Raw genomic sequence first — 26011 nt, 5'->3', positions numbered from 1 at the left:
TTCCCGTAAGCGGGCTGGAAGCACGGCGGTTGAAAGACCGCATTCCTGCCCGCCAGGTGCATGCCTTCAGGGAAGGAATTCCGCATCGACCCGAGAAAAGATCAGATCGCTTTCCTCGGCCACCGGGCGCCGCCACCGTACCGCCAAGCCCCCGGACCGGCGCATCGCGCTCGGATAGCTGCCCGGGGCATAGCTGTTGGGGAGGCGATAGACGTGGTACCCGTGCTCCCGCATCGTTTTGAGCAGGTCATCGGGTGACTCCCCCAGGGCTTCCATCCGGTCCGGGGTCACTTCCACGGTGATCTCCGCGTCCGGCCGGAGGGTGTCGAGGAGGGGGGCCAGGCCGCGGATCACGCCGCCCTCAGCGCCCTCCACATCGATTTTGATCACGCGGGCGGACGCGATGTCTTCCGGGTCGAGGAGCTCGGGGAGCGGGCGGGCCTCGATCTCGCGGATGTCCTCCGCGGGGCCCCCGTAGGGGACGATGCTGGCCGCGCCCATGTTGTGGGAGCTCGCAAGGATGAGGGTCACCGTCTTCCGCTCGTCGGCGACAGCGGTGTTGACGGCGCGGATGTGGTGGCAGTCGTTGAGCTCGGCGTGCTGGAGGATTCTGGCGTGAAAGGCCGGCGATGCCTCGATCGCCACCACCCGGCCCTGCTCCCCGACGAGCTGTGCGGCGAGCAGACTGAAGTAGCCGACGTTGGCGCCGACGTCGACATAGGTGTCCCCGGGGCGGAGCCGGCGCTTCAGCCAGTGCGTCATATGCGGCTCCCAGACGCCGAACATGTACACGAAGCGCTGGATCAGATCCTGGGTGTCCACGGCCATCGCGGCGCCGAAGCGGGTGCGGACGACCCGCCGGCGCGGGTGATGCCGTAACCACGGATTGAGCCAGTGCGTGGCGAGGGCCGCTTTGCCCAGGGATCCGGGGGCGTCCCTCAGATATCCGCGCCCGAGAGTCATCAGGGTCTCCCTCAGGGTGGTGCTCATGCATGCGCCTTTCCGCCGGCTTCCCGCGGCGCCAGGTGCGCGCCGCGGCTCCATACGGCCTTATCTCCGCGACCGCGGCACCTACTCCGCGGACGGGGGAATCGGCCACCGCTCTGGTCTGTTGCGGCCCGGCGTGCCACCCTGCGCGACACCCACGGCGTGGCCCCTGGCACATGCGGTGCCCGGGCCCGGCAAGGGATTCCAGTCCACGGCAGCACTGTCGCTCTGACAGACAAGGAGACGGCGATGAGCGAGTCCCATGGAGACGCGTCGCAACAGGGCGCCTTGCAGGACCGAGCCTCCGTGAGCCACGGAACAGCGGTGATGAGCGCCGAAGAAACGCTCAGGAAGCGGCACACCGCGCGTGCGCGCAGCGCCGCCGACCGCACCCGGGCCGCCTGCCGCGCGGCCGGCGTGGCGGCGGACCCGGCGGCCGTGATCGCCGTACCCACGGAGGCGGCGGCGAAGGCCGCCAACGCCCTTCGCCTGTCCGCCGACGCGCTCGCCGCGTTGGCCAAGGGAGCCCCGGACCCCGCGGCCGACGCCCGTCAGGCCCGGAACGCCGCCGCTGCCTCCGTACTCGCCGCCCAGATCGCGCGGTCCCACGGCGCCGGCGCACTCTTCGATGCCGCGTACCACGCCGCCCTCAAGGCGTCGCAGGCCGCCGGTACGGCCGCGGGGCGGGACGGCATGGGCCGGAGCGAGGCGCTGAACGCCGAGGCGGAGGCGGCCGAGGCAGCCGCCGTCGCCGCAGCCGAGGCCGCGGGCTGGAGGTAGCACGCACGGCGCACCGCGGACCACGCACCGCGCACCGCGCACCACGCACCACGCACCAGGGACCACGGGCCACGGCCCACGCACCGTGTACGACGGACCACGCACCACGCGGCCTGTCCGGCACCGTCGGCCACAGCAGGGACGGTGCCGGGCAGGGCCGGTGTGCATGGCGCCACCGTGCCGCCCGGATCGAACCGGCCGGTGTGCGAGACGCCACCGCTCGGCCCGGATCGAACCGCCCGGCGTGCGAGGCTCTGCCGCTCACCCCCGGTCGAAGGGAAGATCCAGCATCCGGATGGCGTTGCCGCGCAGCAGCTTGTACGTCACGTCGTCGGAGAGGCCCGCCACATGCTCGGCCGCCACCTGCTTCGTGTGCGGCCAGGTCGAGTCGACATGCGGGTAGTCGGTCTCGAAGGTGGCGTTGTCCACGCCCACGGTCTCGATCGAGTCGACACCGTGCTTGTCGCGGAAGAAGCAGCAGAAGATCTGCCGGTAGTAGTAGGTGGACGGCGGCTCGGGGATCAGGTCCTTCACCCCGCCCCACGCCCGGTGCTCCTCCCAGACGTCGTCGGCGCGCTCCAGGGCGTACGGGATCCACCCCATCTGGCCCTCGCTGTAGGCGAGTTTGAGCCGCGGGAACTTCACCAGCACGCCGCTGAACAGGAAGTCCATCATCGACGCCATCGCGTTGTTGAAGCTCAGGGACGCCTGCACCGCGGGCGGTGCGTCCGGTGACGCCGCGGGCATCTGTGACGACGAGCCGATGTGCATGTTCACGACCGTGCCCGTCTCCTCGCAGGCGGCGAAGAAGGGGTCCCAGTAGCCGGAGTGGATGGACGGCAGCCCCAGGTACGTCGGGATCTCGCTGAAGGTCACCGCCCGCACCCCGCGGGCGGCGTTGCGCCGGATCTCGGCGACCGCCAGGTCGATGTCCCACAGCGGGATGAGGCACAGCGGAATCAGCCGGCCACCGCTGTCCCCGCACCACTCCTCCACCATCCAGTCGTTGTACGCCCGCACGCAGGCCAGCCCGACCTCCTTGTCCTCGGCCTCGGCGAAGGTCTGCCCGCAGAAGCGCGGGAACGTGGGGAAGCAGAGCGACGCCTCGACGTGGTTGAGGTCCATGTCCGCCAGCCGGGCCTTGGGGTCCCAGCATCCGCGCCGCATCTGCTCCCGGGTGATCCCGTCCAGCGTCATCTCGTCGCGGGAGAAGCCCACGGCCGCGATGATGCGCTTGTACGGGAAGATCAGCCCTTCGTACTCCCACCAGTCCGTGATCTGGCCCTCGGGGTCGGTCGTGAACCGGTACTTGCCACCGACGTACGCCAGCTCGCCGATGCCGGCGGTGAAGGGCTTCGGTCCCCTGTCCTGGTACTTCTTCGGAAGCCAGGTGCTGAAGAGGTGCGCGGGCTCGATCACGTGATCATCCACGCTGATGACCCTGGGAAGCTCCGCCGTGCCGCTCTGGTTGCTGATCACGCTGTACCCCCAACTGCCTGCCGGATGGTCACGCCGCCGGACCGATATCTGACGACCCATCAGTTCGGAGGTTATGGGCTCACCCTTCCGACGACAAGGCGGGGCCGGGAACTCCACCTCTTGCGGTATCGCGCGGCGTCCGCTGAACTGACGCATCGTCAGTTCGGTTGAGGAGTCGAGGGGGCAGCATGCAAACGATCTGGCTCAGCGGTGCCGAGTGGTTCGCCGTCCTCCGCATCGGCCTCGGCCTGTGGTGGCTGGAGAGCTGGCGCCACAAGGACAAGAAGACCTGGTTCACCGGCGGCGGCATCACCTGGGCCGCCGGCATCGCCGCCGACCACCGGTGGCCCGTGGTCCGCACGAGCTTCGACCGCCTGGTGAAGCCCCACCCCCGCCTGATGGCCTACCTCGTCGCCTACGCGGAACTGGCCCTCGGCCTCGGCCTGATCGTCGGCTTCCTGACCCCGATAGCGCTGGCCGCCGGCGCCGTCCTCAACCTGATCTACCTCGTCCTGATGATCCACGACTGGGCGGAACAGGGCCAGAACCTGATGATGCTCCTGATCTCCCTCACCGCCCTCCTCGCCATGAGCTGGCAGACCTGGTCGCTCGACGGCGCTTGGGGGTTGTTTCTGTAGGCGGGGGCATCGGAGACCCGCCGGCGGCAGGGAGCCGACCGTCCGCCTCCACTTGTATGATCGCCAGGCTTTGCAGGAGTGCGTGTACCGGGGGGGGACGCATGGATGCCGGTGAGCAGTGGGTGACGATCGCCGCGGTGTTGCTGGGGTCGATCTCCACGCATCTGACCACCTACGCGATGGAACGGCAGCGCAAGAGACACGAGTTGGTGACGCGCTGGGACAGCAAGAAGCTCGAGGCGTACGAGGGGTACGTCGACAGTGTGCGGTCGTGCATCTTCCTGGCCGTGCAGCTCTATGAGCACCGGGAAGGGCTGCGGGCCTGCGAGATGAGCGAGCCGGAGATGCTGGCGGAGATGTCGGCGGCGGGCCGGTTACGGGGGCGGGCCTTCGAGCGGATCATGCTGCTCGCGGGAGACGACGTCGTCGAGGCGGCGCACGATCTCAACGCCCTCGCGCTCAAGGTCGACTGGCAGGCGAACGGCCGTATCGGCGGCACCTTGGAGGAGTGGCGGGAACGGAATCGCGCCGTGTTCCGCGGCATCAACGACTTCCATGAAGCGGCCCGTTCGGACCTGGGCGTCGACGGTGGCGTCACGGGCGAGAAGCACCCCGAGCGCGATCTCCTGCTGCCGCCGGCTCAGCGCGGGGCGGGTGGGGGGTCGTAGGGCGAAGGGCCGTCGTCGGCAGGGGCGTCGGGGCGGGGCGTCGTGGAGCCCGGCGTCCCATGTCGCCCACCCGGGCCGCGAGGTGCCCGGGTGGGCGGGAGTCAGCCCTTCTTCCCCACCGTCACCGGGCGGTCGCTGTTCAGCTCGGTGAAGAGTTGCCGGGCCTGGCGGGCGTTCCACTGCACGGCGCTGCCCTTGGGGGTCTGGAGGGCGAGGTTCGATACGGGGACGTTGAGCCGCTTGCCGTCGCCCTCGGTGACCGCCTTCATCGCCTTGAAGAGGGAGGTGAGGTTCGGCAGGCCGGTGTCCTTGTCGACGATGAGGGTGCCGAGGCCCGCGCTCATGGTCGGGTAGACCGTGCCGGGGTCGAGCAGGACGCCGGGGGTGGCGGCCTTCTTGGCGAGGGCGGCCAGGAACTTCTGCTGGTTCTGGCTGCGGCCCAGGTCGCCCTGGGCCTCCTGGTGGCGCTGGCGGACGAAGGCGAGCGCCGTACGGCCGTCGAGCGTGTGGCAGCCCTTCTTCAGGTCCGCGCCCGACTTCTCGTCCTTGATGTCCCGGTCCAGGCACATCGGCACGCCGCCGACCGCGTTCACGATGCCGACGAAGCCGGCGAAGCCGATCTCCGTGTAGTGGTCGATGTGCACGCCCGTGTTGTGCTCGATGGTGCGGACCAGCAGGTCGGGGCCCCCGAACGAGAACGCCGCGTTGAGCTTGTTCTTCGTCGCGCGGTAGTGCTTGCCGGTCTCGGGCCGGATGTGTGACGGGATGGTCACCCATGAGTCACGCGGCAGGCTCACCATCGTCGTGCCGTGGGCGCCGGTGTGCAGCAGGATCATCGAGTCGGTGCGCCGGCCCGCGTCGGCCGAACCGCCGGTGTGCAGGTCCTTCCTGGCGCGTTCGGAGAGGCCCACCCGGCTGTCGGAGCCCACGATCAGGTAGTTGGTTCCCTGTCCCTGCGCCGGACGGTCCGCGATCTTGCCGAGGTCGACCTCGCGGTTGAGCTCGGTGTCGGCCCAGACGTAGGTGCCCACGGAGCCGACGGCCAGCACGGTGGCCAGGACGATCAGCGCCCGGGTGATCCGGCGGCGCCGGCTGGGCGGGCTCGGGGCGCGTCGGCCCCGGCCGGTGTTGCCGCCCGCCGGGCCCCCGGTGCGGACCTCGGGGCCCCCGGTGCGGACCGCGGGGCTCCCGTTGCGGACCGCGGGGCTCCCGTTGTGGACCGCGGGGCTCCCGTTGTGGACCGCGGGGCTCCCGTTGCCGGTGTGGCCGTTGCCTACGTATCCGTTCCCTATGTGTCCGTTGCCGAGGTGACCGTTCGAGCGGGGTGGGGGCACCGGGGTCTGTGGGCCCGTGTCGTACCCGTAGTGGTGGGGTGGCGGTGCCGGGTACGTCTGAGGCGCGTATTCGCCCGGGCGCCATATCTGCCCGGTGCTGATGTGCTCCTGCGCTTGGCCGTCGCGCCAGTTCCCGTCGAGCGGCCCCTCCAGCCAATCATTCATGCGCGGCAGTCTCCATGCTCGTCGGTTCTCCACCAAATAGTGTGCGGATCTGCACAAGCGAATGCGGTGAACGCGGTGAATGTGCGGTCCGGCGGCGGGATACGGGGCCACGGCCGGGCTCATGGGCGCAGGCACGGTGGCGGGCGGGGAGCGCCCGGCCGCGCCGCGCGGGGTGTCCGCCCGGTCCGTAGCCGGGCGGACACCCTGGGGCCGCACTGCCGACGGTCATCGCGACGGCAAACTCTCGTACGCGACCGGCTGGCCGAGCTCCGGCTGGCCGATGTGCTGCGCGGCGGTGCCGGAGCGGTGCATGCGCTGCCACTTCAGCCGGGTGCCGAGCAGGAAGGCCACCACGGACTGGATGACCACCAGGTACATCAGCTGGCGGTAGACGAAGAGCTGGAACGGCATCGCCCACAGCGTCCGCACCGGCTCGCCGTCGAGCCGCAGGGCGTACCCGGCGCAGGCCAGTTGGAGGGCGAGGAAGCCGAGCCACACCCCGGCCGAGAGCACCGGACCGCGGAACAGCGCCCCGTACAGGGCGAAGACATCGACGATCGGTGCGAGCAGCGGCAGGACGACCTGGAAGAGCGTGAGGTAGCTCAGTCCGCGGCGTCCGAAGCGGCCGGCCGGGCCCACTTCGATGACGGCACGGCGGTGTTTCCACATGGCCTGGAGCGTGCCGTAGCACCAGCGGTAGCGCTGCCGCCACAACTGGCTCAGCGAGGTGGGCACTTCGGTCCAGGCGATCGCGGTCTCCTCGTAGACCACCCGCCAGCCCGCCTGCCACAGAGCCATGGTCAGGTCGGTGTCCTCGGCGAGGGTGTCCTCGCTGACCCCGCCGACGCCCATCAGCGCGTCCCGGCGGAAGGCGCCGATGGCGCCGGGGACCGTCGGCATGCACTCCAGGACCTCGAACATCCGCCGGTCGAGGTTGAACCCGAAGACGTACTCCAGGTGCTGCCATCTGCCCAGCAGACGGCGACGGTTGCCGACCTTGGTGTTGCCGCTGACGGCGCCCACGGCCGGGTGCGCGAGCGGCTGGATGAGCCGGTAGATGGCGTCCGACTCGAAGACGGTGTCGGCGTCGACCATCACGACGATGTCGCATCGCGCATGGGCCAGACCGGTGTTGAGGGCGGCCGCCTTGCCCGAGTTGGGCTGGCGGATCACCTCCACACGGGGGTCGTCGATCCAGGTGGCGATGTCCGCGGTGTCGTCCGTCGACCCGTCGTCGATCACGATGATCTGTAGTTGCCGGTGGGTGGAGGCGAGCAGCGAACGGACGGTGGACTCGATGCCCGCCGCTTCGTTGTAGGCGGGGACCAGGACCGTCACCGGGTCGGTGATCTCGCGTAGCCGGGGGGAGCCCGGCCGGAAGCGCACCAGCCGCCGGACGTGGGCGCGGGCGAAGAAGATGAGGGAGGCCAGCCGCAGGACGCCCAGGGCGCCGGCGATGCCCAGCACCCAGGTCATCCCCTGCACGAACGCGTACCCGAGGGCCTTGATCCAGACCAGGGCCGTGCCCAGCCACCGCTCCGGGGCGGGGGCCGGGGTGTCGGCCGGGGGCAGTCCGGCCCCAAATGTCACCGTGGTGAATTTGTCGATTTTGCGGTTGTTGAGCAGCTTTTCGGTGTCGTGGTAGGCGACATCGTCCTGACTGAACTGCCGGACCACGCCCTGTGACGGCTTACGGAACCACCGGTCGGCGGCCACCAGCGTGTAGCCGTCCGCTGCGGCCTTCTGGGCGGCCTTCCACTCCGGACCGCACATGGTGTCCACCGCGGTGGTCTGCGGCAGCCTCAGCAGGCTGGTGTGGATGCCCGCGGTGCCCGCCAGCGCCTTCTGCGTCAGCGTCAGCTCCAGCTGGGCACGGACGGGCGAGGCCGCGCCCATGACCGCTCCGGTGTAGGTGTTCGACCCGATCTCATGCCCCTCGGCCTTGATGCGGCGCACCAGGTCCGGATGCTGGGCGGCCTTTGCTCCCTGCACGAAGAAGGTGGCGCGCGCATGGTGCTTGCGCAGCAGATCGAGCAGGCGTGGCGTCCATACGGGGTCGGGCCCCCCGTCGTAGGTGAGGGCCACGTTACGGGCGGGCATCCCGGCGGATTTCACCTTGCCACCGTCGAGGCGCACCACCGGACCGCCCTTGTCCACCGCGCTCGGCACCGGCGTGGTGCAGTCGCTCCGGGTCTTCGCGGCGTCGACCTCGTGGGCGGTCCAGCCCTCGAAGAGCAGGGCGCCGAAGACAAGGGGGAGGACGAGCATCAGCAGCAGCCAGTGGCCCCGGGGATCACGGGACTGCGCGTGCCGGCGACGGTGCGTGCGGCGCCTCACGTCGCTCCCGGGGTGACCTCGGTCGTAGTGGGGGCGGGTTGTCTTCGGACGGCGGCGCCGACGGCTGCCGCCGGAGCGCCCGCGGCACGGGTGAGGAACGTCGGGACGTCGCCGGCGGCCGCGGCGGTCGCCCGGCGGGGCGCGCCTCCGACGGCGGCGACCGACTTCCGCAGCACCCTTCCGTGCCGGACGGAAGCGTCGGCACATGGCTGGGGAAGACGTATTTTCTGCCGTTTTGCGTTCCGGCTGGCCTCACACATGGTCGGCGAGTGTACTCACTGCGAAGATCAGGTAAGGGTCTCTGCACACGATCCCTTGCTGCGGTGACAACCTCCGAGCCGACCTGCCGGCATCGCACCCGCGCAACATTTGACCAGGTCAGGCGGATTTCTCCAGCGACCTTTGCCCGGTATTGCGACCTCTGCAACGCGGTGTCCCACCCGCTCCGCCTGAGAGTGTCGTAACACCCGACCCCACCGGAGCCGCCCCAGCCGGTGACTGAAAACACTCTTACCCCCCGGCTGCGTCCGACCTAGCTTTGACTGTGTGACCAGATTCGAAATCTGGTCATGAAGTCGGAGGGGGGCCACGGCATGGAACGAGCGCAGCGCGCTGACCGCATCCTGGACGCGGCAGGTGAGTTGTTGCTCGCCTGGGGTTACCGGCGGGTGACGATCGACGAGATCGCCCGCCGCGCCAACGTCGGCAAGGGCACGGTCTACCTGCACTGGAAGACCAAGGACTCACTGCTCCTCGCCGTGATGCTGAAGGCCCAATTCCGAATGCATCAGCGGCAGTTGGAGCGGCTGCGGGCGGATCCGCTGGAGATTCTGCCGAGCCGGATGATGAGCCGGCTCTTCCTCGAATTCCAAGACGAACCGGTATTGCGGGCGGCGTACAGCGGCGACGGCGACATCCTCGGCCGGCTCAACCAGACCGCGAAGCAGGAGTTCGCGGATCTGATCGTCGCGGGCGACCGGATTCTGCGCCGCCATCTCGAAGTGCTCCGCGAGCACGGTCTGGTGCGCCGCGACACCGACGTACAACACCAGCAATACGCCTTGTCGGCGACGTGCAGCGGCTTCTTCATGTCCGAGGCGTTGCTCATCGACCGTGCCCCGGACGGCCTGGAGGTACGCGCCGACATCCTCGCCCACACCATCCGAAGCGCGCTGGAGGTGCCGGCCGAGGCCGGGCCGTATCCCGGCTCCGACCTGGGCTCCGGCTCCGGGCCGGACGCCGCTTCGGCCCGTCTGCGCGCCGCCGCGACCGCGGCCGCTCCCGAGATCATCGCCCGCTACGAGCATTTCACCGAACTCTGCGCACAGGAGATGCGCCGGCAGATACGCGGCTGAGACCGCGGCGGATTTTCCGTGGCGGCGGATTCGTACGGGGGATTCGCACAAGCATCCCCCCTTTCGGATTCGGGTCGGGCCCCCCACGAGGGGCGACACGCGACCGGCCGCCTGCCGCCGGCTCCACCCGAGCGGAATCCACCCGGCTGACTCCGCCCGACGAAATATCCGGCCCCCACTGCTCCAGCGCGTTCCCCGAAGGAAAAGAGCCACGTCCAAGCCCTGGTCCGGCCGGGCCCCACCCGGGCCCGCGGGCCGACTCCCAACCCGGAGGAGATCGAAAGATGTCGGCATTATCCAGCTCCCCGCTCGCCGCACATGTCGGAAAACACCCCGGCGAGCCGAATGTGATGGACCCGGCGCTGATCAGCGATCCGTTCGGCGGCTATGGCGCACTGCGTGAGCAAGGCCCGGTCCTGCGGGGCCGGTTCATGGACGACTCGCCCGTCTGGCTCGTGACGCGCTTCGACGAGGTCCGCCAAGTCCTGCGCGATCAGCGGTTCGTGAACAATCCGGCCGCACCGTCCCTGGGGCGCTCGATCGACGAGAGCCCCGCGGTCAGGCTGTTGGAGATGCTGGGGTTGCCCGACCATTTCCGGCCGTATCTGCTGGGTTCGATTCTCAACTACGACGCCCCCGACCACACCCGGCTGCGCCGACTGGTCTCGCGCGCCTTCACGGCACGCAAGATCACCGACCTGCGGCCGCGGGTCGAGCAGATCACCGACGAGCTGCTGGCCCGGCTTCCCGAGCACGCCGAGGACGGTGTGGTCGACCTCATCCAGCACTTCGCCTACCCCCTGCCGATCACCGTGATCTGCGAACTGGTCGGCATCGCCGAAGCGGATCGTCCGCAATGGCGGAAGTGGGGTGCCGACCTCGTCTCGCTGGAGCCCGGGCGGCTGAGCACCGCGTTCCCGGCGATGATCGAGCACATCCATGAGCTGATCCGCGTGCGGCGCGGCGCGCTCACCGACGATCTGCTCAGCGAGCTGATCCGTACCCATGACGACGACGGCGGCCGGCTCAGCGACATCGAGATGGTCACCATGGTCCTCACCATCGTCCTGGCGGGCCACGAGACCACCGCCCACCTCATAGGCAACGGCACGGCGGCGCTGCTCACCCACCCCGACCAGCTGCGTCTGCTCAAGGACGACCCGGCGCTGCTTCCGCGCGCCGTCCACGAGCTGATGCGCTGGTGCGGGCCGGTGCACATCACCCAGCTGCGGTTCGCCTCCGAGGATGTCGAGGTCGCCGGGACGACGATCCGCAAGGGCGACGCCGTACAACTGGTCCTGGTATCGGCGAACTTCGACCCCCGCCACTACACCGACCCCGACCGTCTCGACCTGACCCGTCACCCCGCCGGCCACGCCGAGAACCATGTCGGGTTCGGCCACGGGATGCACTACTGCCTGGGCGCCACCCTCGCCAAACAGGAGGCCGAAGTCGCGCTCTCCCGGCTCTTCGCGCACTATCCGGAGCTGTCGCTGGGCGTCGCGGCGGAGCAGCTGGAGCGGACGCAGGTGCCCGGCAACTGGCGGCTGGACCGCCTGCCGCTGCGACTGGGGTGACCGTCCCGTAGGGATAGCGCGTGTCCGCGAAGTCCCGTCGTTCACCCGTAGGACGGGGCTCGCGGCGGCATCGCCGGACGGGCGCCGACGCAACGAGGGCCCCGTGCGGGCGAATTCTCCGCACGGGGCCCTTTCTGCCGCCGCTATTCCTTGTCGTCCACCGACGCCCGCCAGGTGACCTGCTCCGCGCCCTCCCCTTCACCGTCAAAGACGACGGCGGCCGGGGCATCGCCCTTCGGCAGCAGGTGGATGGAGCACTCGGTGACGGTGCCGCCCGGCTTGACCATCTTGTGCGGGACGGCGTCGGGGCATGGGCCGACCCCCGGGCCGCCGATGTCGATCAGCGTCAGCTTCTGCACGGTCTGACCGCCCGTGGTCCGCAGCGTCACCCCGTCGCTCATGCTGGGCAGCAGGTCGTACCTGCCGCTGTTCCGGTACTGCATCGTCACGTAGTACGGGATCAGCTTCTTGTCGTCCGCATCCAGGTCGAAACGGCTCAGGTCGGCGAGGGAGCCGGTGCGCACGCCCTTCGGTGTGATGCGCAGCGGGACGGGGCGGCTGCGGGCGTCCTCCGTGCTGCCGTCGGCGGTCTTGCCCGCGGGCAGCAGTCCGGCGGACGCACCGCCCTTGCCGCCGCCGACCCGCCAGATGAGGGTGTCGCCGCCGTCGTCCTTGTACGAGACGGTCGCCGGCCGCTGCTCCTTGGGCAGCATGAAGATCTGGCAGATCGCCGCGGTCGCGCCGGCCGCCAGTTCTGCCGCACCGTTCTCGCGGCACTCCGGGGGCTCGCCCGAGCCGGTGGCCATCGGATTGGTCCCGAACAGCGAGACCTGCTCGGCGGCCTGGCCGTCCGCCCCGTTGACGGAGAAGTTCCGCGCCGGGTCCACATCGCGCACCGTCTTCTTGCCGGTGTTGGTGTAGGAGAAGGTGAGGTAGTACGGCACCATCCCCTTGAGGTCGTCGTCCAGTTGGATGTGCACCAGGTCGGAGTCCGAGCCGCGGGCCAGCCGGGTGGGCGTGATCCGCAGCCGGTGCGCCTTGTCGTCGGAGTCGGTCCAGGTGGCCGGGCGGGGTGCGGCCTTCATCGGCAGCGGCTTGGCGGGCGTGACGGCTTCCGAGGCTCCCGGCTGGGCCTTGCCGGCTCCGGGCCCGCCGGCGCACCCGGCGGTCAGCAGCAGGAGCGCGCCGACACCGACGGCGCCGGCGATACGTATGGGCATGGGCATGGGCCTGCGCACGGTGAATCTCCCCGTTGAGGTGTGCCGCGTGGTGTCCCCCCACACGACCGTTGTGGGGTGCCGCACCACACGGCCGTTGTCACGTCACTCGACGCCCGAACTTAGCCGCCCGGCGGCGGCGGGTGGGCGGCGGCCCCTGGCCCGTCGGGCGCCCGGGGTGGGGGTACGGGGGGCGGGGATACGGCCGGGATGGGGATACGGCCGGGGCGGGGCGGGATCCTCCGCCGCCGGGACGGGGTGGGATCGTCGGCCACCGGGTCGGGGCGGGCCCGGCGGCCGAAGGGCCGGCGTGGGATTGACGGCCCGGCTATCCGCCCCTCCTCACCTCGGGCGGCCCGCCCGCAGCGAGTACATGAGGGGGATGCGGGGGCGGTCGGCGGGGAATCGGTGGTAGCCGTCATCGTGGCGGCTCAGTGCGGTGAAGCGCTGGAACATCGTCTTGTCGTGCTCGTGCAGGAAGTCGATGCGCAGGCCGGCGGCGGCCAGGGCGGAGACGACATCGCCGATCGGATGCTGCCATTCGACGCTGCGGTTGTTGACCGTCGGTGCGCCGAAGTCCGTGTAGGTGCCGGGGACTTCATCCACCCAGGCGTCGCGGCTGAAGTAGTCGTGGACGATACGTGAGCCGGTCTCGTCGTCCAGGGCGTCGCAGAGCGGATGGAATTCGGCGAGGTAGAGGAAGCCGCCGGGGGCGACGAGGGAGGCGGCCGTGTCGGCCCAGCGTTCCAGGTCCGGGAGCCAGTTCAGGGCGCCGATGCCGGTGTAGACGATGTCGTACGCGGCGTCGGGTACGGCTTCGGCGGCGTCATAGACATCGGCGGCGACGAACGCCGCGCGGTCGGGGCCGTAGCCGAGCTCGGCGGCGAGGGCGCGGGCGGTGTCGATGGCCGGTTCGGAGAAGTCCAGGCCGACGACGCGGGCCGCACCGCGATGGGCCCAGGAGAGGGTGTCCTGGCCGAAGTGACACTGGAGGTGGAGGAGGGACCGGCCGGTGACGTCGCCGACCTCCGCGATCTCGAAATCACGGAGCACGTCCCGGGCCCGCCGGAACCCGTCCTGGTCGTAATAATCACTCGCGGTGTGGATGGCGACGCGCTCGTCCCACCTCGCACGATTCGCCTCCCGCCAGTCCTCGGCACCCGTAATTCTGCGCATTCGGCGAAGTTATCCACAGCCTTGCGGCCCTCGCCAACGGATTTCCCGCCCCGGGCGCAGAATGGGCCCATGACTGACGAGACGACCCCAGCCCCAGGCCCCGACACCACCGCTGCGCACCCTTCGACCACCGACGCCCGGCCCACCGCCGGAACGGGGACGGGCTCGGCCCGCCCGATAACAGGGGCGGACGGCTCGGCGACGGGCGCGACCGGCTCGTCGGCCCGCGGCGGCGCGGACGCCTCGATGCCGGACTGGGAGAAGCGCTTCCGCGCACCGCGGATCGGGCTGCCGGACTGGGCCGAGGACGCCCCGGACCGTTCCCTGTTCGTCTCGAACGCCACCGGCACCTTCGAGCTCTACGCCTGGGACCGGGCCACCGGCAAGCAGCGGCAGGCCACGGACCGGCCGAACGGCACGACGGACGGCACGCTGTCGCCGGACGGCCGGTCGATCTGGTGGTTCTCGGACACCGACGGGGACGAGTTCGGTGTCTGGATGCGGCAGCCCTTCGAGGGCGGCCCGGATGAGCCGGCGACCCCGGGTCTCGCCCCCTCGTACCCGGGAGGGCTGGCGATCGGCCGGGACGGGACGGCGGTCGTGGGGTGCTCGACGGACGAGGAGGGCTCGACGGTCCATGTCGTGCGGCCGGGCGAGCCGCCGGTGGAGATCTACCGGCACCGCGAGTCCGCGGGCGTCGGCGATCTCTCGCACGACGGCTCGCTAATCGCCCTCGAACACACCGAGCACGGCGATGCGATGCACTCCGCGATCCGCGTCGTACGGCCCGACGGCTCCACCGTCGCGGAGCTGGACGACACCAAGGGCGGGACCGAGGAGCTGGGCCTGTCGGTGATGGGCTTCGCCCCGGTGGACGGGGACGCCCGGCTGCTGGTCGGACACCAGCGGCGGGGCCGCTGGGAGCCGATGATCTGGGACCCGCTGACCGGCGTGGAGACCGCCCTGGACATCGACCTCCCCGGAGATGTGGGCGCCGACTGGTACCCCGACGGTTCGGCGCTGCTGGTGGAGCACGAGTACCAGGCCCGGAGCGAACTGTGGCGCTACGAGCTGGGCACGCCGGGCGGCCACGTCGCCCCGGGCGGCGCCGGTGCCGATGCCGCTGCCGGTGATGCGGCCGCTGGTGCCGCGGGGTCCGCCGGCCCGCTGACCCGGGTCGAGACCCCGGCCGGCACGGTCTCGGGAGCCACGGCGCGACCGGACGGCACGGTGGAGTTCCTGTGGTCGTCGGCCGCGCAGCCCCCGGAGGTGCGGTCGACGAGCGGCGAGGTCGTGCTGGACCCGCCCGGTATGAAGGCGCCCGGGTCGGTGCCGGTGCGGGACGTCTGGGTGGAGGGCCCCGGTGGCCGTATCCACGCCCTGGTGCAGCAGCCGGCGGGCGAGGGCCCCTTCCCGACGGTCTTCGACATCCACGGCGGTCCGACCTGGCACGACAGCGACGCGTTCGCCTCGTCCCCCGCGGCCTGGGTGGACCACGGCTTCGCGGTCGTACGCGTCAACTACCGCGGCTCGACCGGCTACGGCCGCGCCTGGACCGATGCCCTCAAGCATCGCGTCGGGCTGATCGAGCTGGAGGACATCGCCGCGGTGCGCGAATGGGCGGTCTCGTCCGGGCTGGCCGACCCGGACCGGCTGGTGCTGGCGGGCGGCTCATGGGGCGGCTACCTGACGCTGCTGGGGCTCGGCACCCAGCCGGACGCCTGGGCCGTGGGCCTGGCGGCGGTTCCGGTCGCGGACTATGTCACGGCCTACAACGACGAGATGGAAGCCCTCAAGGCGATGGACCGGACCCTGCTCGGCGGCACGCCCGAGGAGGTCCCGGAGCGCTTCGAGGCGTCCTCACCGCTGACGTATGTGGACGCGGTGCGGGCCCCGGTCTACATCTCCGCGGGTGTCAACGACCCACGCTGCCCCATCCAGCAGGTGGAGAACTACGTCCAGCGCCTGGCAGGCCGCAGCCATCCGCACGAGGTCTACCGCTACGACGCCGGCCACGGCTCCCTCGTGGTGGAGGAACGCATCAAGCAGGTCCGCCTGGAACTCGACTTCGCCCAGCGGCATGTGAACGGGAGGAACGAGAGGGACTGAGGCGCCTCAGCGGGGAGCGGCGGGAGCGGGAGGGGCCAGGCGATCTTCGTCCGTCGTGCGGCTGTCCGGCGACTGCGGCTGCGGCTGCGGCTGGTCGCGCCGTTCCCCGCGCCCCTGGGGGGCGAACCGTGAGCCTGGCCGGGGCGTGGGCGTGGCCTCGGGGTGGGGCGGGGCCGCAGGCGTGGCGCCGGGCGTGAGCGCAGCTGCGGGGACGTGGCCTAGGTGCGGCCGCGGCAGCCGGCGTGAGCGCGGTTGCCGGGGCGGGGCGGGACTCAGGCACGGTGTCGCGCTGTGGGTGGGTGGTGGTGAGGGGAGGGTGGGGCGGAGGGAGGGGCCCCGGGGGGAGGGGGACGGGAAGTCAGGGGGTCGTGTGGTGGGTCAGGGCTGCGTGGGGGTTGCGGCCCTCGGGGGTGTTGTCGGGGGTGTTGTCGGGGGTGTGGTCCGTGTGGACGGTTGCGGCGGTGAGGCGGGGGACGGCGTGGATGAGGGCGTGTTCGGCGGCTACGGCAAGGGCATGGGCCCGCACCACGGTCAGCCGGGAGTCGACGACGATGTCCGCCTCGGCCCGCAGGGTGTGGCCGATCCAGCGCATACGGACCTGCCCGACGCCGTGGACACCGTCCACCGCACGTAGTGCCGTCTCGGCGGCGTCGATGAGTGCGGGGTCGACGGAGTCCATCAGCCGCCGGTAGACCTCCCGGGCGGCGTCACGCAGCACCATCAGGATGGCGGCGGTGATCAACAGGCCGATGAGCGGGTCGGCCTGCTGCCAGCCGAGCGCCGCGCCGCCCGCGCCGAGCAGGACGGCGAGGGAGGTGAAGCCGTCGGTACGGGCATGCAGGCCGTCGGCGACGAGCGCGGCCGAGCCGATCCTGCGGCCGGTGCGGATGCGGTAGCGGGCGACCCATTCGTTGCCGAGGAACCCGATCACGGCGGCCACGGCCACCGCCCACAGGTGGGTGACATCGCGGGGGTGCAGCAGCCGGTCCACGGACTCGTACGCGGCCCATACCGAGGAGGCGGCGATGGTCAGCACGATGGCGATGCCCGCGAGGTCCTCGGCGCGGCCGTAGCCGTAGGTGTAACGGCGGTTCGCGGCCCGGCGGCCGAGGAGGAAGGCGACGCCCAGCGGCACGGCGGTCAGTGCGTCGGCGGCGTTGTGGATCGTGTCGCCGAGCAGTGCCACCGAGCCGGACAGGGCGACGATCACCAGCTGGATCAGGCTGGTCAGGCCCAGGATGCCGAGCGAGAGCCACAGCGTGCGCAGGCCCTCGCGGGAGGTCTCCAGCGCGGCGTCGACCTTGTCCGTGGCCGCATGGCTGTGCGGTGTGACCAGGTGGCCGAGCCGGTGCCGCATCCGCGCCAAGCGGCCGGAGTGGTGCGGGTGCGGGGGGTGCAGGTGGTGCGCGGGCTGTGGGGGCTCAGAGGCATGGCCTTGCGTGAGGCCGTGACCTTGTACGCCACCGTGGCCATGCGCATGCTCACGCCCCTGCGCGGAATCGTGCCCCTGCACGTGGCCATCGCCGTGACCCTGCACGTGGCCGTGACCGTGTCCCTGCGCATGGCCGTGGCCACCCCCCTGCGGCTGCCCCTGGCCGGGCAGGTGATTGTTGCCCTGCGGCTGAGTGCCCTTGCCTGCCATAGGCCCTACCGTGGCACGCCGATCCGATTGCGGCTACCAGCGTGATACGCCCGCTGACCAGGTGCGACCTCGTCGCAGAAACAGGCCCCGCGCAGGCCCCGTGCGGGCTCCGCGCCGACCTGGGACATCAGCCCCGCCCGACCCCCGCCACCTCACCACGTCGCAGAAACAAGCCCCGCACAGGCCCCGCACCAACCCGGGACATCAGCCCCGCCCGACCCCCGCCACCTCACCGTGTCCTTCACCGTGCCCCTCACCGTGGCCGTCGCCGTGCGTCGCACCGTGGCCGTCGCCATGCCCCTCACCGCGGCCTTCACCGCCGCCCTCACCCCGGCCGCCTTCACCCCGGCCGCCCTCACCCCGGCCCGACACCTCCGGCCCCAGGCCACCATCCGCCCCCTCAACCCCCGCCACGATCCCCAACGCCGCGTCCCTGGCGGCCTCGGACTCGCGGCGGAAGAGGCGGAACCACATGAAGACGACGAAGCCGGCGAAGACGAACCACTCGCCGGTGTAGCCGAGGTTCTGGAATGCCTTGAGGTCCAGGCCGCTGCCCTCGGCCGCGGCCGGGGGGACGGCGCGCAGCGGGGCCTGGGTGTCGGTGAGCGTGATCCAGGCGTCGTACACGTCGTACGGCACGATGTTGACCAGCGACGCCGCGCTGATCATGGTGAGCCGGCCCGGTGCCGGCCCGCCGCCGCCCGGTACGCCGTCGGTGCCCTGGGTCTCGGACGCCTGGAGTGCGCCGGTGACCGTCACCTCGCCCTTGGGCGGCGCGGGCACCTTCGCGGTGTCGGCCTTGTCGCCGGCGTCGCCGGGCAGCCAGCCCCGGACGACCGGCAGGGCCTTGCCGCCGTCCGTGCGGAGCAGTGTGAGGACGTAGAAGCCCTGCCGCTCGCCGTGCTTGTCCTTCAACGTGCGGCCCGGTACGAGCAGTTGGTGTCCGGTGTCGTAGTGGCCGCGGGCGCTGGCCTGGCGGCCGGAGGTCACCTGGTCGACGGGCAGCAGCCGCTCCAGGGGGCGGGCGGCCGCGGTCTTGGCCCGGGCGGAGCGGTCCTCCTGCTGCCGGTGGCTGTCGACGCGGTCCTCGAAGCGGCTCAGCTGCCAGCTGCCCATGAAGATGCAGACGGGGATCGCCAGTACGGCGAAGACGTTGATTCCCCACCACCGCGGGGTCAGCAGGAACCGGTACACGCCCTCAACGGTACGGGGCCCGGCCCACGGGGCCGCACCGACCCCTCCGCGGTCCGGCCCCGATGGCCGGGACCTGGGCCGTCGGTGTCACTGCGCCGCGAGCGCCTCGGTGCGGTAGACCGTTCCCGCGCACGCGTCCGTGACCTTGGCATCGGCCGCGGCGGGTTCACCGGCCTCCGGTGTGTGGCTGAGCACGATGCCGCCGGGCGCGGTGCCGCCGTCGCCGGTGCCCTCGCCGCCGCCCGCCTCGCCGCCGCCTTCGCCGGGCGGGGTCGCGCCGTCCGGGGACTGCCCCGGGTCCTTGGAGGCGTCGGGCGTCGGCGACGGGCCGGGATTGACGCACCCGGTGGTGCCGCCGCCGGACTCCGGGATCCAGGCGAACTTGACCTCGTACGCCTCCCCCGGCTTGAGAACCAGCTGGTCAGGGGTGGTGGCCGGGTCGGGCAGCCCGGTGGCCTCGTCGCCTGAGGTGTGGTCGACGACATGGATGCGGTCGGGGCTGGTGGAGCCCTGGGCGACCAGGCCGATGGTGCCGCCGCCCTCGACGGAGCATGCGGTGCCGGAGGTGTTGACCACCCGGAACGCGCCGTAGACGCGGCCCGTGGAGTCGGCCGCGCCGACCGTGCTGGTGCCCTGGCCGAGCTGTTCCCGCCCGCAGACCGGCGAGGTGACGTCCATGGTCTCGTCCGGTGCGGGGGTGCCGGCGCCCGCGCCGTGGCCCGCGCCGGTCTTCCCGGCGTTCCTGCTCTTGTCCGCGGGCTTGCCCTTGCCGCGCTTCTCGCCGTTCTTGCCGGCCGGCTGCGGACCGGCCTGCTCGGTGCCTTCGCCGTGCGGCCCCTCGGCGCCGCCCTGGGGGTGCGGGCTGCCGGCCGCGTTGGCGGTCCGCTCGTCGGAGCTGGCGGCGAGGTGGGCCACGTGGACCATGGCGGGGATAGAGGTGCCGCCGAGCAGCAGCGCGGCCGCGGCGCCCACGACGGCGTGCCGGCGGCGCTGGCGGCGGGCGGGCACCGCGCGGCGCAGCTGCTCCAGCGCGTCCGGCGCGGGTTCGAGGTCGCCGACGCGGGAGTGCAGCAGCCGCCGGAGATCGTCCTCGCCGCCGAAGTCGCCGCCGGTGGGGTGGCTTCGGCCGGGGCCGTCGCCACCGCCGTTGCCGGTACCGCCGTCGAAGCCGGAGCCGGTGGGCCCGTCGCTGCCGTACGCATGACTGTCGGGGTCGTCACCGGGGCCCGGGGCACCCTCCGTGGCGTCGGGCGCACGGTCCGTGACAGCGATGTCATCGCCGCTGCCGGATACTTGGCCGGTTTTCGCGCCCTGCTCGGGCTGAGTGCCGCCCTCCGGCTCACCGCCAGGGCGCCCTTGCGCCGCACGCGCCGCAGGGAGCCCACGCGTCACATCGGCGGCCCGCGCGCGCAGGCCGGCCGGGTCGTCCGCGTCGCGCCGCGCCCCGATGCCGGGAGCGCCACGGACGCCGGATGCTTCGTGGATCCGGCCGTACGGGGTGCCGGGGCGGGCGGAGTTGAGCGGGCCGGGCCCGGGGGTGCGGGTGCCGTTGTGGTTCATGGGGTCGATCGAGGTACTGGGGGACTGCGGGGTGCTCGGGTGGAGCGTGCCGTACGAGCCGCGGGCGTCGTACGGGTGGTGCCGGCCAAACGTCGTGCCACTCATGCCGGAGCCTCCATCGCGACGCGGAGCGCCGCGATGCCCCGCGACCCGTAGGCCTTCACGGAACCGAGCGATATGCCCAGCGTCTCGGCGACCTGCGCCTCGGTCATATCGGCGAAGTAGCGCAGCACCAGCACTTCGCGCTGCCGGCGCTGGAGTCCCCGCATCGCCTTGATCAGCTGGTCCCGCTCCAACAGGTCGTACGCGCCCTCCTCGGCGCTCGCCATGTCGGGCATCGGCTTGGAGAGCAGCTTGAGCCCGAGGATGCGCCGACGCAGCGCGGAGCGCGAGAGGTTGACGACGGTCTGCCGGAGGTAGGCGAGGGTCTTCTCGGGTTCGCGCACCCGTCCGCGCGCGGAGTGCACGCGGATGAACGCCTCTTGGACGACGTCCTCGCAGGAGGCGGTGTCGTCGAGGAGCAGCGCGGCGAGACCGAGCAGCGAGCGGTAGTGCGCGCGATAGGTCTCGGTGAGGTGGTCGACTGTGGTGCCCGCTGCCATCGCGTCGTCAGTGTCCCCACGCTGAGGGGGAATCTGTGCGGGACGCGTGGTGGGCCAGGGAGCGATCACCGGCATGCCCCCGGACACACGGGGGCGCGGTGGGTGCACTGCCGCGCCGGCTGCGCCCACTGGGGCGATGGTGAATCCGAGTACCTCTGCCACGCCTGTTGGACACGCTTCCCCCTATAAGGGTTGTACGCGCAAGGCACCGCTTTTGACGATGCATCAAATGCCCTCATGCGTACCAGCTCTTCCTGAATGCCCCGATTTGCCCCTACGTGAAGACCCGACACCCGAGGGCTCACCTGTGACCGACGGGCACCCCTGAGGCCACCCCTGAGGGCGGCCACAAAGACGCTCCCCACCCAACTGCCGGTTGCAGTGCGGCGGGGAGCGAATGGTCGAACAGATCGTCAGCCCAGATCAAGAGGTCGGGACCGGCAATTCGCTCACAGAATCTTCACACGCTCCACAAAGTATCTCCCAGGCGGACGATGCACGACGGCCGATCCCGCCAACTCGCCCACCACGGCGCCCGCCACGACGGAACGCGCGGCAGCAGGACGCGGGCAGACCAGGAAAACGGGACCGGCGGAGCACCGGCCAGCAAGACAGTAAGGCACGGGGAAACCGGTCCGGGACCGGGGCCTACCCCTGGAGCTCGGCCGCCACCAGCTCGCCGATCTGCGCGGTGTTGAGAGCCGCCCCCTTGCGCAGATTGTCCCCGCACACGAACAGCTCCAGCGCCCGCGGATCGTCCAGCGAGCGCCGCACCCGCCCGACCCAGGTCGGATCCGTCCCGACGACATCGGCCGGGGTGGGGTACTCGTCCTCGGCCGGGTCGTCGCTGAGGACGACGCCGGGGGCCGCGGCCAGGATCTCGTGCGCGCCGGCGACCGTGACCTCGTTCTCGAACCGGGCGTGCACGGTCAGCGAGTGGGTCGTGATCACCGGCACCCGCACACAGGTCGCGGTGACCGGGAGCTCCGGCAGCCCCAGGATCTTGCGGGACTCATCACGGATCTTGAGCTCCTCGGAGGACCAGCCGTCCTCCCGGAGCGAGCCGGCCCAGGGCACCACATTGAGGGCGATCGGCGCCGGAAACGGCCCCAGGGTGTCCCCGACGGCCCGCCGCACATCGCCGGGCGTGTTCCCCAGCTCCGTACCGGAGACCGCGGACAGCTGCGCCCGCAGGGTGTCGACGCCTGCTTTGCCCGCCCCGGACACGGCCTGGTACGAGGAGACGATCAGCTCGCTCAGCCCGTACTCGGCATGCAGCGCACCCAGCGCGACGATCATCGAGAGCGTGGTGCAGTTCGGGTTGGCGATGACGCCGCGCGGGCGGACCCGTGCGGCGTGCGCATTGATCTCGGGCACGACGAGGGGCACGTCCGGGTCCAGCCGGAACGTGCCCGCGTTGTCGATGACCACCGCGCCCTTGGCGACCGCGACCGGCACCCACTGCGCGGAGACCTCGTCGGGGACGTCGAACATCGCGACGTCGATCCCGTCGAAAGCCTCCTCGCTCAGCGCGACGACCTCGACCTCCGCGCCCCGCACGGTCAGCTTGCGGCCGGCCGAGCGGGGGGAGGCGATCAGCCGGATCTCGCCCCAGATGTCGGCCCGCTCGGACAGGATGCCCAGCAGGACCGAGCCGACGGCGCCGGTGGCACCGACGACGGCGAGCTGCGGCTTGGCGGCCGTACGGGCGTCCGTCCCCAGCGTGTCAGCGAGGGACGGACGGCCCGCCTCGGCCGGAATCATCGACCGGTGCCGCCATAGACCACGGCCTCGTCACTGTCGGTGTCGAGACCGAAGGCGGTGTGCACGGCGCACACGGCCTCGTTGACGTCATCGGCACGGGTGACGACCGAGATGCGGATCTCGGAGGTCGAGATGAGCTCGATGTTCACGCCGGCGTTCGACAGCGCCTCGAAGAACGTCGCGGTGACGCCCGGGTTGGTCTTCATCCCCGCGCCGACCAGCGAGATCTTGGCGATCTGGTCGTCGTAGCGCAGCGAGTCGAAGCCGACCGCGGCCCGGGTCTTCTCCAGGGCGGCGACGGCCTTGCGGCCCTCGGCCTTGGGCAGCGTGAAGGAGATGTCGGTCAGACCGGTCGAGGCGGCCGACACGTTCTGCACGACCATGTCGATGTTGACCTCGGAGTCCGCGATCGCACGGAAGATGCGCGCGGCCTCGCCCGGCTTGTCCGGGACTCCGACGACCGTGACCTTCGCCTCGGAGGTGTCGTGTGCGACGCCCGAGATGATTGCCTGCTCCATCGGCTGGTCCCCTTGCGGTTCGTTGCTGACCCAGGTGCCCTTCAGTCCCGAGAAGGACGAGCGGACATGGATCGGGATGTTGTAACGGCGTGCGTATTCGACGCAACGGTGCAGCAGCACCTTGGAGCCGGAGCTGGCCAGCTCCAGCATGTCCTCGAAGGAGATCCAGTCGATCTTCCGGGCCTTCTTCACGACCCGGGGGTCGGCGGTGAAGACACCGTCCACATCGGTGTAGATCTCACAGACATCGGCGTCCAGGGCGGCCGCCAGCGCGACGGCGGTCGTGTCCGACCCACCGCGCCCCAGCGTCGTGATGTCCTTCTTGTCCTGGGACACGCCCTGGAAGCCGGCGACGATGGCGATATTGCCCTCGTCGACGGAGGTCTTGATCCGGCCCGGCGTGACATCGATGATCCGTGCCTTGTTGTGCACGGAATCGGTGATGACACCGGCCTGGCTGCCCGTGAAGGACTGCGCCTCATGGCCGAGGTTTTTGATCGCCATCGCCAGCAGGGCCATGGAGATCCGCTCTCCGGCGGTCAGCAGCATGTCGAACTCGCGCCCCGACGGGATCGGGGACACTTCCTGCGCGAGATCGATCAGCTCGTCCGTCGTGTCGCCCATCGCCGAAACCACCACGACAACCTGGTTGCCGTTCTTCTTGGCCTCGACGACTCGCTTGGCAACGCGCTTGATGCCCTCGGCATCCGCAACGGATGAGCCGCCGTACTTCTGCACGACAAGGCCCACGTGCGCTCCTCGCAACTGTCTCTTCGGGAGTTTCCTCCCGGACCCCCGGAAATGGGGGTACTGCGGTCGGCTCAGTCTATCGAGCAGGCGGAATCCGCCCTGCTGATACCACATCGTGAGACATGGGACTCACCCATTGATCACGGCAACCTCACCGTGTTCACCTGGCTCGTGCGTTCCACGTCCCGCGGCGGCTCCACAAGGCGCACCGTTGCGCCCGCTCGGCGAGCACATGCCCGCTCCAGGCCGGTACACACGGAAACGTAACCCAGGTCACAGGGTCCGGCCACGGCTGGGACGCCCATGGAGCCGGAGAATCCCGCCCCGGTGGCCGTCCCCCGGGCTCACATCCCCCGCAGTCCCAGCGGCCCGGCGATCTCCGCCGCCATGACCTTCCCGGCCTCCTCGGCCAGCCGCTCCTCGCCACCGGTGACGCCGCTGTCGGTGTCCAGGCCGTCCAGCTCGTCCAGCGGCTGGTCGAGGCGTACGTGGGCGACCAGCGACTGGAGCGCCCGCAGGGCGGCGGAGGCGGTCGGGCCCCAGTTGGAGAGGTAGGAGAACTGCCACCACCACAGGGCCTCGCTGACCCGGCCCGCGCGGTAGTGCGCCAGACCGTGCCGCAGATCGGTGATGATGTCGGCCAGGTCGTCGGAGATCCGGCTGGCGACCGGCTCGCTGCGCGGCACATACGGGTCGAAGACCTCGGAGTACACGTCCACCGGGTCGAGCAGGTTCGCGAAGCGCTCGCGCAGCTCGTCGACATCCGGCTCCGGGCCGATGTCCGGCTCGTACCGCTCGTCCGGGACGAAGTCCTCATGAGCGCCCAGACGGCCGCCGGTGAGCAGCAGCTGGGAGATCTCCAGCAGCAGGAAGGGCACCGCGCTGTCCGGCTCGTCGCCCTTGGCGACTTCCGTCACGGCGACGATGAAGCTCTCGATCGAATCGGAGATCGATACCGCGAAGTCGTCCGGGTCCTGTGTCGCGTTGTGCAGCGTGGCATCAGACATCGAGAAGTCTCCTCCCTTCGAAGGCCCGCCCCAGCGTGACCTCGTCCGCGTACTCCAGATCGCCGCCGACCGGCAGACCGCTCGCCAGTCGCGTCACTCTCAGGCCCATGGGTTTGATCATGCGGGCCAGATACGTGGCCGTGGCCTCGCCCTCCAGATTCGGGTCGGTGGCCAGGATCAGCTCGGTGACGGTGCCGTCCGCGAGCCTGGCCAGCAGTTCCCTGATCCGCAGGTCGTCGGGGCCCACGCCCTCGATCGGGCTGATCGCCCCACCGAGGACGTGATAGCGACCGCGGAACTCGCGGGTCCGCTCGATCGCCACGACGTCCTTGGGCTCCTCCACGACGCAGATGACCGCCGGATCGCGCCTCGGGTCCAGGCAGACCCGGCACTGCTCCTCCTGCGCCACATTGCCGCAGGTACCGCAGAACCGGACCTTCGCCTTGACCTCCATCAGCGCGTTCGCGAGCCGGCGGACATCGGTCGGCTCGGCCTGAAGAATGTGGAAGGCGATCCGCTGCGCGCTCTTGGGACCGACGCCGGGCAGCCTGCCCAACTCGTCGATCAGGTCCTGGACCACGCCTTCATACACGGAACGTCTTCTCTCTCTTCTGCCGTGGTGCGTACGCTAGTTGGCTACTCCTCAGAAGGGGAGACCAGGGATTCCGCCACCGCCCAGACCCTGGGCGAGCGGGCCGAGCTTCTGCTGCTGGAGCTGCTGGGCGCTGGCGTTGGCGTCCCGGACCGCCGCCAGCACGAGGTCGGCGATCGTCTCGGCCGTCTCCTCCGCGGAGTCGGTGTCGACCGCCTTGGGGTCGATGACCAGGCCCTGGAGCTCTCCGGAGCCGGTCACCGTCGCCTTGACCAGACCGCCGCCCGCGGAACCCTCGACGGGTGTCTCCGCCAGTTCCTGCTGGGCTGCCGCGAGGTCCTGCTGCATCTTCTGAGCCTGCTGAAGCAGCTGCTGCATATTGGGCTGACCACCGGGGATCACGACGTGACTCCTGCCATACGACAACGATTGGTGCGGTAGCCCGAGCCTACGTGTTTCACGGGCCCCGCGCCCTACGCCGTAGGGAGGAGCACGGGTGTACGCCGGGCGTACGCCCGGTTACCCGCTTTCGCCCCGCCCACCCCGCCTACGCGGTGCCG

At 70.9% G+C, this 26011-nt stretch carries 22 protein-coding genes; 7 read left to right on the top strand and 15 right to left on the bottom strand.

Translation table 11 applies throughout. The annotated features are described in order from the left end of the window. Window positions 1–66: 66 nt before the first annotated feature. On the bottom strand, window positions 67–990 hold the full coding sequence (locus ACFWJW_RS25025; RefSeq protein ID WP_387245496.1) for an FkbM family methyltransferase: 924 nt from the start codon (window positions 988–990) through the stop codon (window positions 67–69). 324 nt (window positions 991–1314) lie between these two features. Here ACFWJW_RS25025 and ACFWJW_RS25020 point away from each other — a divergent pair, with 324 nt between their 5' ends. Next, complete coding sequence (locus tag ACFWJW_RS25020; RefSeq protein ID WP_387245493.1) at window positions 1315–1767, top strand: hypothetical protein; 453 nt, start codon at window positions 1315–1317, stop codon at window positions 1765–1767. A 261-nt stretch (window positions 1768–2028) separates the two neighbouring features. On the opposite strand, the gene ACFWJW_RS25015 is transcribed toward ACFWJW_RS25020, so the two are convergent. Continuing rightward, window positions 2029–3246, bottom strand: coding sequence for an amidohydrolase family protein (locus tag ACFWJW_RS25015; RefSeq protein ID WP_387245543.1), 1218 nt, complete (start codon window positions 3244–3246; stop codon window positions 2029–2031). A 188-nt stretch (window positions 3247–3434) separates the two neighbouring features. Here ACFWJW_RS25015 and ACFWJW_RS25010 point away from each other — a divergent pair, with 188 nt between their 5' ends. Both ACFWJW_RS25010 and ACFWJW_RS25005 read left to right on the top strand, forming a co-directional pair. After that, window positions 3435–3884: a DoxX family membrane protein gene (locus ACFWJW_RS25010; protein WP_387245490.1), complete on the top strand. Its 450-nt coding sequence runs from the start codon at window positions 3435–3437 to the stop codon at window positions 3882–3884. A 101-nt stretch (window positions 3885–3985) separates the two neighbouring features. Further along, on the top strand, window positions 3986–4552 hold the full coding sequence (locus tag ACFWJW_RS25005) for a hypothetical protein (RefSeq protein ID WP_387245487.1): 567 nt from the start codon (window positions 3986–3988) through the stop codon (window positions 4550–4552). Window positions 4553–4653: 101 nt separating this feature from the next. Here ACFWJW_RS25005 and ACFWJW_RS25000 read toward each other — a convergent pair whose 3' ends face one another. After that, a complete protein-coding gene (locus tag ACFWJW_RS25000; RefSeq protein WP_387245484.1) occupies window positions 4654–6051 on the bottom strand; it encodes an LCP family protein in 1398 nt (465 codons plus the stop codon). Window positions 6052–6276: 225 nt separating this feature from the next. Beyond that, window positions 6277–8388, bottom strand: a complete 2112-nt coding sequence (locus ACFWJW_RS24995) for a bifunctional polysaccharide deacetylase/glycosyltransferase family 2 protein (RefSeq protein WP_387245481.1) — start codon at window positions 8386–8388, stop codon at window positions 6277–6279. 593 nt (window positions 8389–8981) lie between these two features. On the opposite strand from ACFWJW_RS24995, the gene ACFWJW_RS24990 reads away from it, so the two are divergent. Both ACFWJW_RS24990 and ACFWJW_RS24985 read left to right on the top strand, forming a co-directional pair. Then, a complete protein-coding gene (locus tag ACFWJW_RS24990) occupies window positions 8982–9743 on the top strand; it encodes a TetR family transcriptional regulator (RefSeq protein ID WP_387245478.1) in 762 nt (253 codons plus the stop codon). A 284-nt stretch (window positions 9744–10027) separates the two neighbouring features. After that, window positions 10028–11320: a cytochrome P450 gene (locus tag ACFWJW_RS24985; protein WP_387245475.1), complete on the top strand. Its 1293-nt coding sequence runs from the start codon at window positions 10028–10030 to the stop codon at window positions 11318–11320. Between the two features lie 143 nt (window positions 11321–11463). On the opposite strand, the gene ACFWJW_RS24980 is transcribed toward ACFWJW_RS24985, so the two are convergent. Next, complete coding sequence (locus ACFWJW_RS24980; protein ID WP_387245472.1) at window positions 11464–12546, bottom strand: hypothetical protein; 1083 nt, start codon at window positions 12544–12546, stop codon at window positions 11464–11466. Between the two features lie 333 nt (window positions 12547–12879). Next, on the bottom strand, window positions 12880–13713 hold the full coding sequence (locus tag ACFWJW_RS24975; protein ID WP_387245469.1) for a class I SAM-dependent methyltransferase: 834 nt from the start codon (window positions 13711–13713) through the stop codon (window positions 12880–12882). A gap of 246 nt (window positions 13714–13959) precedes the next feature. Between ACFWJW_RS24975 and ACFWJW_RS24970 the strand changes: the two genes are divergently transcribed. Continuing rightward, window positions 13960–15822 (top strand): S9 family peptidase, encoded by a 1863-nt coding sequence (locus ACFWJW_RS24970; protein WP_387245540.1) that lies wholly within the window; start codon window positions 13960–13962, stop codon window positions 15820–15822. 358 nt (window positions 15823–16180) lie between these two features. On the opposite strand, the gene ACFWJW_RS24965 is transcribed toward ACFWJW_RS24970, so the two are convergent. Next, window positions 16181–17179, bottom strand: a complete 999-nt coding sequence (locus tag ACFWJW_RS24965; protein WP_387245466.1) for a cation diffusion facilitator family transporter — start codon at window positions 17177–17179, stop codon at window positions 16181–16183. On the opposite strand from ACFWJW_RS24965, the gene ACFWJW_RS24960 reads away from it, so the two are divergent. Beyond that, on the top strand, window positions 17159–17509 hold the full coding sequence (locus tag ACFWJW_RS24960; RefSeq protein ID WP_387245463.1) for a hypothetical protein: 351 nt from the start codon (window positions 17159–17161) through the stop codon (window positions 17507–17509). The genes ACFWJW_RS24965 and ACFWJW_RS24960 overlap by 21 nt on opposite strands. A gap of 159 nt (window positions 17510–17668) precedes the next feature. Here ACFWJW_RS24960 and ACFWJW_RS24955 read toward each other — a convergent pair whose 3' ends face one another. From ACFWJW_RS24955 to ACFWJW_RS24920, 8 genes are all read right to left on the bottom strand, one after another. After that, window positions 17669–18658 carry an SURF1 family protein gene (locus ACFWJW_RS24955; protein WP_387245459.1) on the bottom strand — a complete coding sequence of 330 codons (990 nt, stop codon included), beginning with the start codon at window positions 18656–18658 and terminating at the stop codon, window positions 17669–17671. An 87-nt stretch (window positions 18659–18745) separates the two neighbouring features. After that, window positions 18746–20323 carry a hypothetical protein gene (locus ACFWJW_RS24950; protein ID WP_387245456.1) on the bottom strand — a complete coding sequence of 526 codons (1578 nt, stop codon included), beginning with the start codon at window positions 20321–20323 and terminating at the stop codon, window positions 18746–18748. Then, the gene (locus ACFWJW_RS24945; protein WP_387245453.1) at window positions 20320–20982 is read right to left on the bottom strand and encodes a SigE family RNA polymerase sigma factor; all 663 of its coding nucleotides are present in this window, start codon (window positions 20980–20982) and stop codon (window positions 20320–20322) included. Before ACFWJW_RS24945 ends, ACFWJW_RS24950 begins: the two co-directional genes overlap by 4 nt. Before the next feature lie 486 nt (window positions 20983–21468). Then, window positions 21469–22584, bottom strand: a complete 1116-nt coding sequence (locus ACFWJW_RS24940; protein WP_387245450.1) for an aspartate-semialdehyde dehydrogenase — start codon at window positions 22582–22584, stop codon at window positions 21469–21471. Continuing rightward, complete coding sequence (locus ACFWJW_RS24935; RefSeq protein WP_042150611.1) at window positions 22581–23852, bottom strand: aspartate kinase; 1272 nt, start codon at window positions 23850–23852, stop codon at window positions 22581–22583. Before ACFWJW_RS24935 ends, ACFWJW_RS24940 begins: the two co-directional genes overlap by 4 nt. Window positions 23853–24196: 344 nt before the next feature. After that, window positions 24197–24859, bottom strand: a complete 663-nt coding sequence (locus ACFWJW_RS24930) for a DUF5063 domain-containing protein (RefSeq protein ID WP_387245446.1) — start codon at window positions 24857–24859, stop codon at window positions 24197–24199. Then, a complete protein-coding gene (gene recR, locus ACFWJW_RS24925) occupies window positions 24852–25451 on the bottom strand; it encodes a recombination mediator RecR (protein WP_018089931.1) in 600 nt (199 codons plus the stop codon). Before recR ends, ACFWJW_RS24930 begins: the two co-directional genes overlap by 8 nt. 51 nt (window positions 25452–25502) lie before the next feature. Then, window positions 25503–25853 (bottom strand): YbaB/EbfC family nucleoid-associated protein, encoded by a 351-nt coding sequence (locus ACFWJW_RS24920; protein ID WP_078889642.1) that lies wholly within the window; start codon window positions 25851–25853, stop codon window positions 25503–25505. Between the last annotated feature and the right edge of the window lie 158 nt (window positions 25854–26011).

The sequence above is a fragment of the Streptomyces sp. NPDC127097 genome, assembly GCF_042724075.1.
In the GTDB taxonomy this organism is placed as follows: Bacteria; Actinomycetota; Actinomycetes; order Streptomycetales; family Streptomycetaceae; genus Streptomyces.
This window is presented reverse-complemented; position numbering and strand designations above follow the sequence as displayed.